Source organism: Mesorhizobium sp. P2_C7, from assembly GCF_056404515.1.
The window spans coordinates 198068-211497 of record NZ_JBFUDW010000013.1 but is presented as its reverse complement, the minus strand read 5'-3'; the positions used below and the strand labels follow the sequence as shown (position 1 = coordinate 211497).

Below are 13430 nucleotides of genomic sequence, written 5' to 3'. Positions count from 1 at the left end.
TCGATCGGGACTAGCTTTTCGGGCTTCCATCAGGATGGCCTTGGGTGGCATCACAAAAAGGCTGGAAACCAGGCCGCTGCCCAGCCGTAGGGGATAGCCACGGGGAACGGCACAGTCGACCGTCAGCGTCCCTTCTTGACCTTCGGCGCAATCTCTTCAATTCGCACCTTGTCCCCGATTTCCTTGGCCAAAGCGAAGGCCTTCTCCTTGTCCTTCGTTGACAGGACTGTGCGCCAGTGAGGTTTCTCGAACACGCTCACAACATAGGTCGGCACCGGCTTGTCGGTCATCCTTCCGGCCTTCGGAAATGGCCGGTGCGGTGGATGCTTGGGTGAAGCGCGCCGCACCGGCCACTGCAATAGCGGGAAAATCCCCCGCGCTGATAAGTCTATATTATATTAGATGTCGAGCAATTAAGACTGAAGTCCTTGTTTCGCCGGCCCTAAAGGCCCGCTCTCGCGGTGTACGGGCTTCGCGMAAAAAAACGACCGGCTTCCCGGCGGATGACGGCGAAAATGCAGCCACGACATCGTCACGGAGCGGGGTGCTCGAGCGCAATGATCCCGGTGCTGGCGCACCCTGATCTCGATTGCGCTGGCAAGCCGGGAAGACTGCGAACGGAGCGAAAGCGGGAGCGGCCGGCGGACGGCCACAACGAGATGTTGGCGCGACCGCAAAATGTATCGTTTTACACAATTTCCAATTGCTGGACTCGCGCGATGCATCGGTAGTTTAATTTTTGCATCCAGCCAAGGAGTGGAAGGTCGCGAACTGGGAGGAAGTAGGCATGGGTTTCGAATTCGACATCCGCCATCCATCTGACGATCAGCCGTACGAAATCACCTCTTTCGCCCAAAAGTACGGCCTGACGATCCCAATTGCGGATGCCATGCTTTTCGCCAAAGGGCCGTCGCGGACGGCATGCGACGCTGCCGCATTGGCCTTCCTCTGCGCTATCGCCGCACAAGCCAAGAAACAGAGGGCTCAATAGGCCTGCCAGCACTGCGACACGACCGCCTCGGGCCGAAAGCGGGGTTGGCGTCCACCAGGGCGCGAATTGGCCAGACGTCCCGTCCATCACCAAGGCGACGCCGCGAGTCGCAGCTATCTCTGCGACAAGAACCTACAAATCCGCATAAGGCCAACCAACCGGTAGACTGATTGGCGCTCTCAAGGAGCCGAGACAGAGCGTGCGTATTCTGGCGCAACTCACAGGGAGTGGCTCGCGCAGCAGCTGAGTTCATTCGTGGGTTTCGCGCGAGCCATTTCAGTGCCGTCTCGATGATGGCAACATCCTCGGGCCGCGCCTACGCCGACGGAATCGGCCGCCGAAATACCGTGACGAGCAAATAGAGGGGGCCTTCCCTGGTGTCTTTTGCGAATGCAACGGTCGTTTAACGCGATATCGAAGGTCGGAGCGCAGAGCAGCTGGCTGCCGAACCTGGTACAGATGCGCCCCTTACTCAATTGGGCGATGCAGCTTACGCTCTATTTGGTACTCACCACTGCTGATCGACTTTGGTAGGCTCACGCCGTGAGCTTTGTCTGCGCGTCGCGAGCTTTGCGCAGCGCGTGGTCGGTGAGAGTCATGGAGGTCCAGTCATGGATCATGTCCAGACATCCAACGCGGATTGCCACAGCCCTGCACTCTCCGGTGGTATCCGAAGATTCTCGGCCGTGGCGGCGTTGTTTCATGACTCCCGGAAGAGGTCACGCGGCGCTGCGATAAGCCTTATCCCGTTCTGCCTGATCCTGCTATTTGGCGCCCCAGCAAAGAGTCAATCGGAGACTGACGACAGGCTCGCCCCTCAAGACACTGTCGAGCTAAAGGTCTCGGGGTGGGATGCCTTGCGTGGCGGCATCACGGAGGGCGTAGAGCTCAACGGTGCTTTTACGATCGGTGCAAGCGGGACGCTGGATCTTCCGGGGATTGGGCACGTTCCGGCTGCGGGTCTGCGTGAGAGTGAATTGGCAAGGCTGATTACCGATCGCTTACAGGCCAGAAGTGGTTTCGACACCCGTCCCGTCATGACCGTGCAGCGCACGCAGTCGGCAGCGTCTTCGGGCGGCGCCAAAGCCGAGGGGCACCCGGCTGGGGCGCCGCCAGACGTGAGCGGTTCTCGCCCATTGGTGGAGGCTGCCGCGACCGGGCCAGGACGGGAAGTATCCAAGACGGATGCGTCACTGCATGAACTATCGGCCGTTCGCGAGGAGCTTGAGGCCGCTCGCCAGCAGGCGTCTGCAGATCGTCAGTCTGCAGACAGGGTCGAGCGGGTTCTTCGCAGCGAACTGGACGCGGCGCGAGACGAACTTGATGACATGCGGCGCGTCACAGCCGACGCAGGCGTGCGTGAGCGTGCGGTCGCCGAGGCGACGACTCTTCAAGGACAAGCCCTTGAAGACCAGAAGCAAAGAGCCGAACGGCTCGCGCAGGGTCTGGCTGTGGCGCAGCGCGAAGTCGAAAGCTTGCAAGTCAAAGCCGCCCTCGCGATCCGCGAAAAGGCCGCAGCACTCGGCGCGCACCAGGCTGCGGAAGCTTCCCTGTATGGAGCGAGACGCGCGCTTGACGAGGGGCGGGAGACGATCGAACGCCTCGAACGCGATCTTGCCGCGACGCAACAATCTCTCGACGCTCTTGAGGCCAACGGAAAACTGGCTGCCGCTGCACAAATGGCAGATATTCAGGACCGCCAGGCTGCTGAGGCCGCTGCAAAGCGAGCCGGCGAAGCGCTGGCATTGGAACGTGGGAGAGCAGATGCTCTCGGGCGCGATCTCGATGCTGCCCGCCAGGATCGCGACGCGGCAAAAGAGGAAGTCGCCCGGCTCTCTGCTGCTTTGGAGCAACAGCGCGAAAGGGCCGTTGGCCTGACCCGCGACCTCATTGCGGCGCGCAACGAAACCGACATCCTGAAAGCTCGCAATGCGCCTCGCGATCAGCGCATCGAGCCTGCTCCCAAAGCGCCTGCCGGTGATCGCGCAGGCCAACGCACCAGTGCACTCGCGGGGAAACGGGCTAGATCAGCCCATGAGCCCGAGGGGCGAGAAATCCGCAAAGTGGCGGTCCGCAAGTCGCCGCAACCTGTTCGGCTGACGACGATTGGCCTTCCCGCCGCGTTGCTCCCGACGCGGGCGCCATTGCGCACGGCACAAGGATTATGGTGATGCGCAAGTATCCAGTTGCCGTATTGGCGATCGCAGTTGCGATCGGGCCTGCTTCGGCTCTTGCTGGTGGCCTTGGAGGCAAAGTCGGTGGTATCGGGGTCGGCGCCAGTGTGGGCGTTGGCTCGAACGGCACCTCCGTCGGTGTTGGCGCGAGCGTCGACGGTGTCGGAGGAGCAAACGTTGGAGGGTCGGTCGGCCCGAGCAAGGGATCGGCGGGCGTTGGAGGCAACGTCGGTGGCATTGGTGTCGGCGCCGGTGTAGGCGTCGGTTCGAACGGAGCCTCCGTCGGTGTCGACGCAAGCGTCGACGGAATCGGAGGAGCAAATGTTGGAGGCTCGGTCGGCACGAGCAAGGGATCGCTTGGCGCCAACGTTGGAGCCGGTACCAACCTCGGCGGCGTAGGCGGCCTTTCGGCAAGCCCCAGTGCGGGAGACGAATCCGCCGGTGCTGGCGCCGCTCCGGGCAGTACGGCAAACAGTCGAGCGAGCGCGGCGTCGGGGGCTACCACAGGGCCAGTGAGTGTCGGTGTCGGCAAGAAGAAGGCCGCCATAGTCGTGACCAAGGGCGTGCGACACGCAGTCGCCCTGCCACGCAGCCTCTGGCCTTCCAAAGGTGGTCGCGACACGTTCTGGTCGAACACCACAGGTTATCCCACGCGGCCGCTCCCGGTGCCGTTAAAGGCGATACCTGGCACCCCGCCCGCCGTGGTTCGCGTCTGCCGTCAGGCGATCATGTCGGCTGCAAAGCCACTTGGTGCCGTGCGTGTGCACGCAGCCAGCGCAGGTACCCTGCGCCGGCACCGTCGCGGTGCCCTCACCGCACCGATCGAGGTGCGCATAGACTATGCAAGACAAGGCGGCATCGAAGTTCGGCAGGCGCGGGTCGGATGTCGCCTCGACGCGGCGGGACAGGTCGTCGCGGTGACATAGGGGTGACATAGGTTTGACGAACCTGGCGGGTGTCCGACGTCTCACTGCCAGACAATAGGGCCGCGTCCATTCGCCAAAGCGTCCGAACATTCGGCTTGCCTGCTCGTAGCGCTCAGGAGTGGCATTGATACATCCGCGGCTCCGGCCCCAGCCGACCCTGACAGCTCGGCGGAGCGCACCGCCCGATCCTAACCAGGTGTATTCGCCTTGACGACCTTCTGGCATTCCGGCGTCAGCTCGCTGAAATGCTCCGTCAGACATTGAATGACGCGGCCGCCGCCTGGCTCCACACCTTTGCAGAACTTTTCGAAGTTCGCCTGGCAAGCCTCACGTTCGGCCGCTGTCTGCGCCTGAGCCGCAAGCATCTGAACGGCTAGGAAAACCACGCTCAAGGCAATTCGCATGACAAACCCCTCCAAAATGGCTAACATTCAATCAAAATACCGTGAAGTTTTGAGGGGGGTCAAATGCTTTTGGTATCGCGCATTGCGCTGGCCGTAACCTTGCTTACGGCGACGTCATTGCTTTCAGCTTGCAACAAGCAAAATGCCTATGTTCCGCCGCCCCCGCCCAAGGTTGACGTGGCGCTGCCACTCAAGCAGACGGTAACGCCCTATCTCAACGAGACGGGGAATACGGCCGCCATCAATTCGACGCCATTGGTTGCCCGGGTGGCGGGCTTCATACAGGAAATAGACTACAAGGACGGCGACCGCGTCAAAGCAGGCACCCGACTGTTCCTTATCGAGCCTGAACCTTACCAGTTGGCGCTTGAACAGGCCCAGGCTGGCCAGACGTCGGCCGATGCCTCCGTCAAACAGTCCAGCGCCGACCTGAAGCGGCAACAGGATTTGCTCGCGCAGAAGGTAATTTCGGCGTCCACGTTGGACCAGTCTGCCGCTGCCGCTGCGGTCGACGTGGCCAAGCAGCAGCAGAACGCCGTTGACGTCAAGCAGGCGCAACTCAACCTGAGCTACACCGAAGTCAAGGCGCCATTCGACGGCATCGTCACCGCCCGCCAGGTATCGGTCGGCGAGTTCGTAGGCACTGGCAGCACTTCCGACCTCGCAACGATCGTCCAGATGGATCCGATATACGTCAATTTCAGTGTCAGTGAGCAGGATGTGCAGCGGATCCGGGCTGAAATGGCCAAGCGTGGTCTGACAATGCAGAATCTCAAGAAGATACCGGTGGATGTCGGCCTGCAGACCGAGACTGGATATCCGCACAAAGGAACGCTCGACTATGCAGCGCCGGCGGTATCTTCCTCGACGGGCACGCTTCTGGTTCGCGCCGTTTTGGAAAACAAGGACAATGCGCTGCTGCCCGGATATTTCGTCCGACTGCGCATCCCGCTCGGCGAGCAGCCGGACATGCTGCTCGTACCGGATCGTGCAATCAGCAGCGACCAGAGCGGCCGCTATGTGCTTGTCGCCGGAAAGGACGACACAATCGAGCAACGCGGCGTCGAGATTGGCCAATTGGTCGGCGAGTTGCGCGTCATTACCTCCGGCCTGACAGCGGAAGACCGCGTCGTCATATCCGGCTTGCTGACGGCCCTGCCCGGCCAGAAGATCGAACCCACGGTGAAGACCCTCCAGCAAACTCCGGCCAATGGTGCTGGCCAATGATCTCCAAATTCTTCATCGAACGACCCGTTTTGGCGAATGTCATTGCCGTCCTTATCGTCGTCGTTGGCATCGTCTCGCTCTTTGCGTTGCCGGTAGCGCAGTATCCCGACGTGGTTCCACCGACCGTTTCGGTAACCACCCGCTATCCGGGCGCCAGCGCGCGCACCGTCATCGACACCGTCGCCCTGCCGATCGAGCAGCAAGTCAATGGCGTCGAGAACATGCTCTACATGCAGTCCTTCGCTGCCTCGGACGGCAGCTACAACCTGACCGTCACTTTTGCCATTGGTACAGATCTGGACCTGGCCCAGGTGCTTGTTCAGAACCGGGTCTCTGCCGCCATGGCCGGGCTGCCTCAATCAGTGCAGGTGCAGGGCGTCAACGTGCAGAAGAAGTCGACCTCCATCCTCGAGATCGTGACCTTGACTTCGCCTGACGGAAAGTACGACAGCCTCTATCTCAGCAACTACGCGACTATCAGCCTTAAGGACGAAATCTCGCGGTTGCCTGGCGTCGGCAATGTCAGCGTGTTCGGCGCTGGTCAATATTCCATGCGGGTCTGGCTTGATCCCGAAAAGATGCTGGCGCGCGGCTTGACCACGCAAGATGTCGTTCAGGCACTTCAACAGCAGAGCGAACAGGTCACAGCAGGTCAGATCGGCGCCCCGCCGGCGCCGGACGACCAGTCCTTCCAATATTCGATCGAAGTGTCCAGCCGCCTTGACGATCCCGACCAGTTCGGGGCCGTTGTGGTCAAGACAGGCGCCAATGGCGATATGACGCGTGTTCGCGATGTCGGGCGGGTTGAACTCGGTGCGCAGACCTACGGACAGTTCTTCAACCTCGACGGTCAGCAGGCCGCCGGCATGGCCATCTTCCTGGCACCCGGCGCGAACGCGCTCGATGTGGCCAAGAGGGTCGCGTCCAGGATGGAGGAACTGGCGAGTGCCTTCCCGCAAGGCATAGTCTACGCGATACCGTTCAACACGACGAATTTCGTCAGCCAGGCGATCAACGAGGTCTACAAGACGCTGTTTGAGGCGGCGGTGCTGGTTCTGATCGTCATCCTCGTCTTCCTGCAGGATTGGCGGGCGATGCTGGTGCCGGCCACAACCGTACCGGTCACCATCATTGGCGCGTTCGCGGCGATGGCGGCGCTTGGCTTCTCAGTCAACCTTTCCACCTTGTTCGCCATCGTGCTCGCCATCGGCATCGTCGTCGATGACGCCATAGTCGTGGTCGAGGGGGCCGCCCACAACATGGAACGTGGCATGTCGAGCCACGACGCCGCCATTGCCGCCATGAAGACATTGTTTGCGCCGATCATCGGCATCACGCTGGTGCTGCTGGCGGTGTTCCTGCCGGCGGCCTTCCTTCCCGGCCTAACGGGCCGGATGTACGCGCAATTCGCGCTGGTGATCGCGGCGACCGCGCTGATCAGCGCCGTCAACGCCGCGACATTGAAGCCAACGCAATGCGCGACATGGCTCAGGCGTCCCGTGCCACCGGACCAGCGCAATGTCTTCGCGCGCGGCTTCAATGCGGTCTACCAGCGTGCCGAGAATGCCTACGTCCGGTTGATCGGAGGGATGGTGCGTCATAGCGCCGTAACGGGTGTGGTCGCACTCATGATCATCGGCGCGGCCGGCTACGGCATGTCGCGCGTCGCCACCGGTTTCATCCCAATCGAAGACCAGGGCTATCTGCTCGCGGCGGTTCAGCTGCCTGACGGCGCCTCGCTTGGTCGCACCCAGGAAACGCTGCAGCAGGTTTCGAAGATCGCCAAGGCTACACCTGGGGTGGAGACGGTGGTCACCATCGCCGGGCTTTCGGCCCTCGACAACAATTCGACGCTAGCCAACGCAGGCGTCGCTTACATCATTCTCAAGGACTGGGATCTGCGCGGCAAGAGCGAAAACCTGGCTTCGCTCTACGCCACTCTCAACAAGAATCTGTCGGCCATGGCCGACGGCATTGTTCTGGTGCTTCCTCCGCCACCAATCCAGGGCATCGGCAACGCCGCCGGCTTCACGCTGCAAGTCGAACTCCGCGACGGCAGTTTCGACCTCTCGAAGCTGCAAGGCTCCGTCAGTGCGATCGTCAACAAGGCCGAGACACAGTCGGGCATCCAGCGCGTCTCATCATCGTTCCGCGCCAACGTCCCGCAGTACAAGGCCGAGATCGACCGCGACAAGGTGCAGGCCCTCGGCCTGACCACAGACCAGGTATTCCAGACGCTCGCCGGTTATCTCGGCTCCAGCTACGTCAGCCAGTTCAACAAGTTCGGGCGTGTCTTCCAGATCTATGTGCAGGCTGACGCCCAGTTCCGGTTGACGCCGGAGGAAATCGGCCGCCTTACCGTCCGCAACAACAACGGAGACATGATCCCGCTCGGAACCGTGTTGACGATTGAACCCAGCGTCGGTCCATCGCTGATCAGCCTGTATAATCTCTATCCTGCCGCGTCGATCGTAGGCGTGCCCGCTGCAGGCTTTTCGTCAGGTGACTCAATCAAGCTGATGGAGGAGATTGCCGCGGATACCCTTCCGCCCGGCACTGGCTTCGATTGGACTGCGCTGTCTTTCCAAGAGAAGCTCGTTACCAATCAGGTTTACCTGGTGTTCGGAATGGCGCTCCTGCTTGTCTACCTGGTCCTTGCCGGCCAATATGAGAGCTGGCTCGCTCCGATCTCAATCCTGCTCGCCGCGCCACTGTCTCTGGTGGGGCCGGTCCTGGTGCTCAATAGCCTTGGCATCGACAACAACCTCTATGTCCAGATCGGCCTTATCCTGCTCATTGCACTGTCAGCCAAGAACGCGATTCTGATCGTCGAGGTCGCACGCGAACTGCGTGCCGCCGGCACGCCTATCGTCGAATCGGCGATCGAAGCCGCACGTGCGCGCTTCCGGCCCATTCTGATGACATCGTTTGCCTTCATCCTCGGCGTGGCGCCGCTGGTGTTTGCAACCGGAGCCGGCGCGAGCGCGCGAAAGTCGATCGGCATCACGGTCTTTTCCGGCATGCTCGCTTCGACCTGCCTGGCTATTCTTTTTGTGCCATCCTTTTTCGTCATCCTGCAACGATTGGAGGAACGCCGCTCCGGACGCACGAAGAAGAGCGAGGCCACCCCAACGCTCGTCAAGTAACGATACAATCAAAGCTGGATGGCGCGCCGGCATGCCTGTCGTCGCTCGCACTGGATATGCGAGGGGCGTCAACAATCAACGGCCCATGCGAACAGGCTCAGCCGACCCTGACGACAAAATGCTTCGTCACCGTTTCGATGATCTTCCAGGTTCCCTTGAAATCGGCTTCCACCACGAAGGCGTCGCCGGGGCCCACCTCGACCGCTGCGCCGCCATCGGGGGTGATGATGATGCGGCCGGCGATCATGTGCACGAACTCGTAGTCGGTGTAGGTCGCGTGATAGGTGCCTGGCGTCGCCCGCCATGTACCCGAGATCACCTTGCCGTCCTCGGTCGTGTGCTGGACGGCGGTTTGCATGGTCGGCTTGCCTTCGACCACGATCCATCCGGCCAGATCGCCAGCGTCGGCCTTTTCGACGGTGCCGAATTTGAGGATTGTCTCGCGTGTCATGGCTCAGGCTCCGTTTGATTGGCTCAGGCGTCAGTTGCCTGGACGGTCAGATAGCGGATGCTCCTGACGCCGGCAACCGGCCGGCAACATCCGGCCGACATCACGATGCAGCTTGCGCCGCATGCGCCTCGAGCATGCGCCGCGCGCTTTCCTCGTCGGTGATCAGGATCGTCGGTGCGATCAGGGTCATGGCGCCAAGCAAGGCTTCGATCTTCTCCTCGCCGCCGGAGGTCAGGATGCGGATCGGCGCCTTGCGCAGACGGTCGACATCCACCGACATCACGTGGCTGTTGACGGGATGGTCGACCAGATCGCCATTGCGGTCGAAAAAATGGAACAGAAGGTCGCCAACGGCGCCACGCGCAAGCAGGGCCTCCCGATCCGCTTCCTTGAGAAAGCCGCCGCGAGAGAAGGTGGTGGCCGAGGCGATGCCGCCGACGCTCAGCAGAACGGCATCGAGCACGTTGGCCATTTCAAAAACCTCCTGCAGGCCGCAGCGCTCGACCAGCGCGATCTTGGTCTCGACGCTGTCGACGACGGCCGGCGTCGGGATCAGATAGCCGTCGCCCTGGAAGATTTGGGCGAAGCGCCAGGCGAACTCGGCCGGGTTGAATCGACGCACGACGCCGACACCGCCGAGCAGCGAAATGACCTTGAAGTCGGTCAGCGACTTGGCGCTGATGAAGGGCAGGCTTGAGAACAGCGTCCTGCCCCAGCCGACGCCGACGCGCATGCCGGACTTCATCGTGTCGGACAGGAAGCTGCCGGTCTTGGCGCTGATCGCCGGGGTCGGGTCGGCATTGGGGGCGGAAAGCGGCGCCACCAGCGCCTGTTGCAGCCCGAAGGTCTTTTCCAGCGCCCGCTCCAGCCGCACGATTTCCGACAATTCGCTTTCGATGCTGATCTTCACCTCGTTGCGCGAGCGGGCGTCCGCCAGCATGCGCACGATGGTGACGCGGCCGACGCCAAGCACGTCGGCGATCTCGTTCTGCGTCATCTGCTCGACGAAATACATCCAGGCGGCGCGAATCCTGAGACGATCCGTCCGGCTTTCGCTGGCGACCTGCTCGGGCGTCTCGCTTCCACCTCGACGATCGTCGGTTTCGCTCTGTCGTCGCCTGCCCAAATTCGTCCCTCCCCCACGGCGATGGACGAGCGCGCCGTCGCCGATTCTGCATGCTGGTCTAGTATCGCCTATTGATCTACCAATCGATAGGAACAATCTAGAAGTGGCGGCTGCCTCCCGTTGGCGGCCATCCGCAGCAATTCGAGGCGATTGGCAATGCTCCGACAAATCTCCGAAGATGTCCGCGTCAATCTGAAAGACCGGTTGCGGGAAGTTCGTGAAATCATTCGCCAAAGCCGCCATGACGGCAGCGGCGACGCCAGTGTCGTGCGCGAAGCAACCAGCCATCTGCCGCCATTTCCAGGCAAAGGCATCGAAGGCCTGCTCAGCCATGCCGCAAGTGCCTTCGACGAAGCGCTGTCGATTGCCGAATCCTTTGTCCCGCATGAGCGCCCGATCAAGGTCGACGGCACCACCGTAAAAGGCCTCGCCACCTATTTCCCGGCCGGGAACGAAGATCGCCAGTTGAGCGCGGAGCGCCTGTTCCGGCGCGACATGTATTATCTGACCAAGGCGGTGCTGGCCGGCCTGAACATCGACAATGCCCGCATCCACGAAGCCGATTTTGCCGCCGTCCATGCCACGATGCGCAAGCGGCATGGCGATCTGCTGGCCGCCTTGGTCGCGCCAAGTGCTGGGCTTCCGGCGATCGCGGCCACCTGTTCGGCGCTGCTGGTCGAGTGTCTCAACCAGCGCCCCGTCCACTTTGCCGAAACGCCGGAAACGCCGGCGATCGGTGACCGGACGCTCGACATCAGCTGCCTGGCGCCGCTCGTTCTGGCCTGTGGCCTGGCAACCACCGGCAGGGACGGCCTGCCGGAGCCGGATATGCTGGAGATTGCGATCCTGGCAGCCGATATCCGCCATGACCGCATTGTTCAGGCCTGCGCCAAGGCGAGCCCGGTCGACGAACTGACACCCGTCTTCGCCACCTTGCTTGCCCATTTGCCGTAACGGCCCAGAACTCGGCTAGGCGGCACCTTCGGCCGCCATGGCCATGATCGCCTTCTTAGCGCGCTGGATCGAGGCCGGGCTCATCGACAGCTCGGTCAGCCCCATTTTGACGAATGTTGCAATGAGATCGGGGCGGCCGGCCGCTTCGCCGCACATGCCGACCATGATGCCGGCGGCGACGCCGGCTTTGGCCGTCATTTCGATCGCCGACATGACGGCCGGATTGGTGACATCGTTGAGCTTGGCCACTGTCGGGTTCAGCCGGTCGGCGGCCATGATGTACTGGGTCAGGTCATTGGTGCCGATCGAGAAGAACGCCACCTCCTTGGCCAGCGCCGGGGCAATCAGCACGGCGGCCGGGGTCTCGATCATCACGCCAAGATCGAACGCCGCATGCGGCACGCCTTCGGCTTTCAGCTCAGCCGCGCATTCCGCGACCAGAACCCGCGTCTGCCTGACCTCGCCGATGTCGGCCACCATCGGCAGCATCACCTTGACGTTGCCATGCACGGCCGCCCGCAGCAGCGCCCTGAGCTGGCGCTTGAAGATGTCGGGCCGGTCGAGGCACATACGGATGCCGCGCCAGCCGAGAAAGGGGTTTTCCTCGTCGGGAAATTCGATGCCGGCGATCGGCTTGTCGCCGCCGATGTCGAGCGTGCGCACGATAACCGGGTACGGCGCGAAGGCCTTGGCCAGCGCCGCATAGGTCTCGGCCTGCATATCTTCCGAGGGGAGGTGCATATGGCGCATGAACAGAAGCTCGGTGCGGAACAGGCCGACGCCCATCGCGCCGGCCTCCTGCGCCGCTTCGATTTCCTCCAGCGAGCCGATATTGGCCGCGACCTCGATCACCTTGCCATCGGCCAGCTTCGGCGTCACTGTCTTGAAGATGGTCAGCCCGGCGCGTTCCTTTGCCGCCGCTTCGACACGACCTGCGAATTCGGCGCGGGTCGCCGCATCGGGATCGACGATCACGCGGCCGCTGTTGCCGTCGAGGGCCACTTCGTGCGCCGTGCGCAAGGCATTGATCTGGTCGCCGAGACCGAGCACCGCGGGAATGCCGTGCGAGCGGGCGATGATGGCGATGTGCGAGGTGGCGCCGCCATGGCCGCACACCACCCCGCCGATGCGCTTCAGCGGCGCGCGCGCCAGGTCCCAGGCGCCAATGTCGTCGGCGATGAGGATGGCGCCTTCGGCGATGTTTTCGAGGCTGATGTCGTCCTGCCCGAGCAGCACGAGGCAGATCTGCCGCCCGACCGCATGGACATCATCCGCCCGCGCGTTGAGATAGTGATCATCGACCGCGCTGAAATCGGCGGCGATGGAGGAGGCGGCGGTGATGACGGCTGAAACCGCGTCGTTGCCGCCCTTGATCAGGCCCTCCGCCTCGCCGGTCAGGCTGTCGTCGGCAGCGATGTCCCTGAGCGCAGCGATGATGCCCCGGTCGCCGGCCGACAGACTGCCCTGCGCCAGTGCCCGGTCCATGCGCGCCTGGACGGCAGCGACGGCGGCGCGGAACCTGTCGATCTCGCCGGCGATCTCCTCGGCCTGCAACCTGCGACCTTGTCCGGCGATATCAGGCGGGAAATGCGCGAAGGCCGGCCCGATGGCAAAACCTTCGCTTGCGGCCACGCCGCGCAAACCGGTGGTTGCGCCGGCAACAGCAGGCACAGAGCCCAAGGCGGCAGCGGCGTCCTGAGCCGTATTGCCGGCCGGCGGTGAATCCTCGTCGTCAAGGCCGGCCTTTGGATTTTCGAGATAGCCGATCAGCGCCTCGATGGCCTCGATGGCGTCGGCGCCGTTCGCCCGCACGGTGACTTCCTGGTTTTCCTTGACCGCCAGCAGCATCAGCTTGACCGAGCTCTTGGCGCTGACCGCCTTGCCGTCCTTGACCAGTTCGACGTCGGATTCGAAACCCTTGGCGAGCTTGACGAGCCGCGTCGCGGGACGGGCGTGCAAACCTTCATGCACTCTGACGATGGTCGAGCGTTCCATGGCAAATACTCTGGTCCTGGGCACCACCGCCGACAT

At 62.5% G+C, this 13430-nt stretch carries 11 protein-coding genes; 6 read left to right on the top strand and 5 right to left on the bottom strand.

Going from position 1 to position 13430, the window contains the following annotated elements:
- Positions 1-122 precede the first annotated feature (122 nt).
- Complete coding sequence (locus AC1D2G_RS25365) at positions 123-290, bottom strand: hypothetical protein (protein ID WP_167392245.1); 168 nt, start codon at positions 288-290, stop codon at positions 123-125.
- Positions 291-787: 497 nt separating this feature from the next.
- On the opposite strand from AC1D2G_RS25365, the gene AC1D2G_RS25360 reads away from it, so the two are divergent.
- The 3 genes from AC1D2G_RS25360 to AC1D2G_RS25350 all read left to right on the top strand — a co-directional run bounded on the left by AC1D2G_RS25360 (position 788) and on the right by AC1D2G_RS25350 (position 4091).
- A complete protein-coding gene (locus tag AC1D2G_RS25360) occupies positions 788-991 on the top strand; it encodes a hypothetical protein (protein ID WP_095089588.1) in 204 nt (67 codons plus the stop codon).
- A gap of 611 nt (positions 992-1602) precedes the next feature.
- Entirely contained in the window at positions 1603-3162 is a 1560-nt protein-coding gene (locus AC1D2G_RS25355) for a polysaccharide biosynthesis/export family protein (RefSeq protein WP_477417398.1), read from the top strand.
- A complete protein-coding gene (locus AC1D2G_RS25350) occupies positions 3162-4091 on the top strand; it encodes a hypothetical protein (RefSeq protein WP_477417396.1) in 930 nt (309 codons plus the stop codon). Before AC1D2G_RS25355 ends, AC1D2G_RS25350 begins: the two co-directional genes overlap by 1 nt.
- 188 nt (positions 4092-4279) lie before the next feature.
- On the opposite strand, the gene AC1D2G_RS25345 is transcribed toward AC1D2G_RS25350, so the two are convergent.
- Positions 4280-4522 (bottom strand): cysteine rich repeat-containing protein, encoded by a 243-nt coding sequence (locus AC1D2G_RS25345; RefSeq protein WP_342586876.1) that lies wholly within the window; start codon positions 4520-4522, stop codon positions 4280-4282.
- A gap of 36 nt (positions 4523-4558) precedes the next feature.
- On the opposite strand from AC1D2G_RS25345, the gene AC1D2G_RS25340 reads away from it, so the two are divergent.
- On the top strand, positions 4559-5722 hold the full coding sequence (locus tag AC1D2G_RS25340; protein WP_477417394.1) for an efflux RND transporter periplasmic adaptor subunit: 1164 nt from the start codon (positions 4559-4561) through the stop codon (positions 5720-5722).
- A complete protein-coding gene (locus tag AC1D2G_RS25335; RefSeq protein WP_477417392.1) occupies positions 5719-8868 on the top strand; it encodes an efflux RND transporter permease subunit in 3150 nt (1049 codons plus the stop codon). Before AC1D2G_RS25340 ends, AC1D2G_RS25335 begins: the two co-directional genes overlap by 4 nt.
- A gap of 97 nt (positions 8869-8965) precedes the next feature.
- Here AC1D2G_RS25335 and AC1D2G_RS25330 read toward each other — a convergent pair whose 3' ends face one another.
- The gene (locus AC1D2G_RS25330; RefSeq protein ID WP_477417390.1) at positions 8966-9319 is read right to left on the bottom strand and encodes a cupin domain-containing protein; all 354 of its coding nucleotides are present in this window, start codon (positions 9317-9319) and stop codon (positions 8966-8968) included.
- Positions 9320-9419: 100 nt separating this feature from the next.
- Positions 9420-10445, bottom strand: coding sequence for a sugar-binding transcriptional regulator (locus AC1D2G_RS25325; RefSeq protein WP_477417388.1), 1026 nt, complete (start codon positions 10443-10445; stop codon positions 9420-9422).
- Positions 10446-10601: 156 nt separating this feature from the next.
- On the opposite strand from AC1D2G_RS25325, the gene AC1D2G_RS25320 reads away from it, so the two are divergent.
- Positions 10602-11399: a hypothetical protein gene (locus AC1D2G_RS25320; RefSeq protein ID WP_477417386.1), complete on the top strand. Its 798-nt coding sequence runs from the start codon at positions 10602-10604 to the stop codon at positions 11397-11399.
- A 15-nt stretch (positions 11400-11414) separates the two neighbouring features.
- Here AC1D2G_RS25320 and ptsP read toward each other — a convergent pair whose 3' ends face one another.
- On the bottom strand, positions 11415-13394 hold the full coding sequence (gene ptsP / locus AC1D2G_RS25315; protein WP_477417385.1) for a phosphoenolpyruvate--protein phosphotransferase: 1980 nt from the start codon (positions 13392-13394) through the stop codon (positions 11415-11417).
- Positions 13395-13430: the final 36 nt, after the last annotated feature.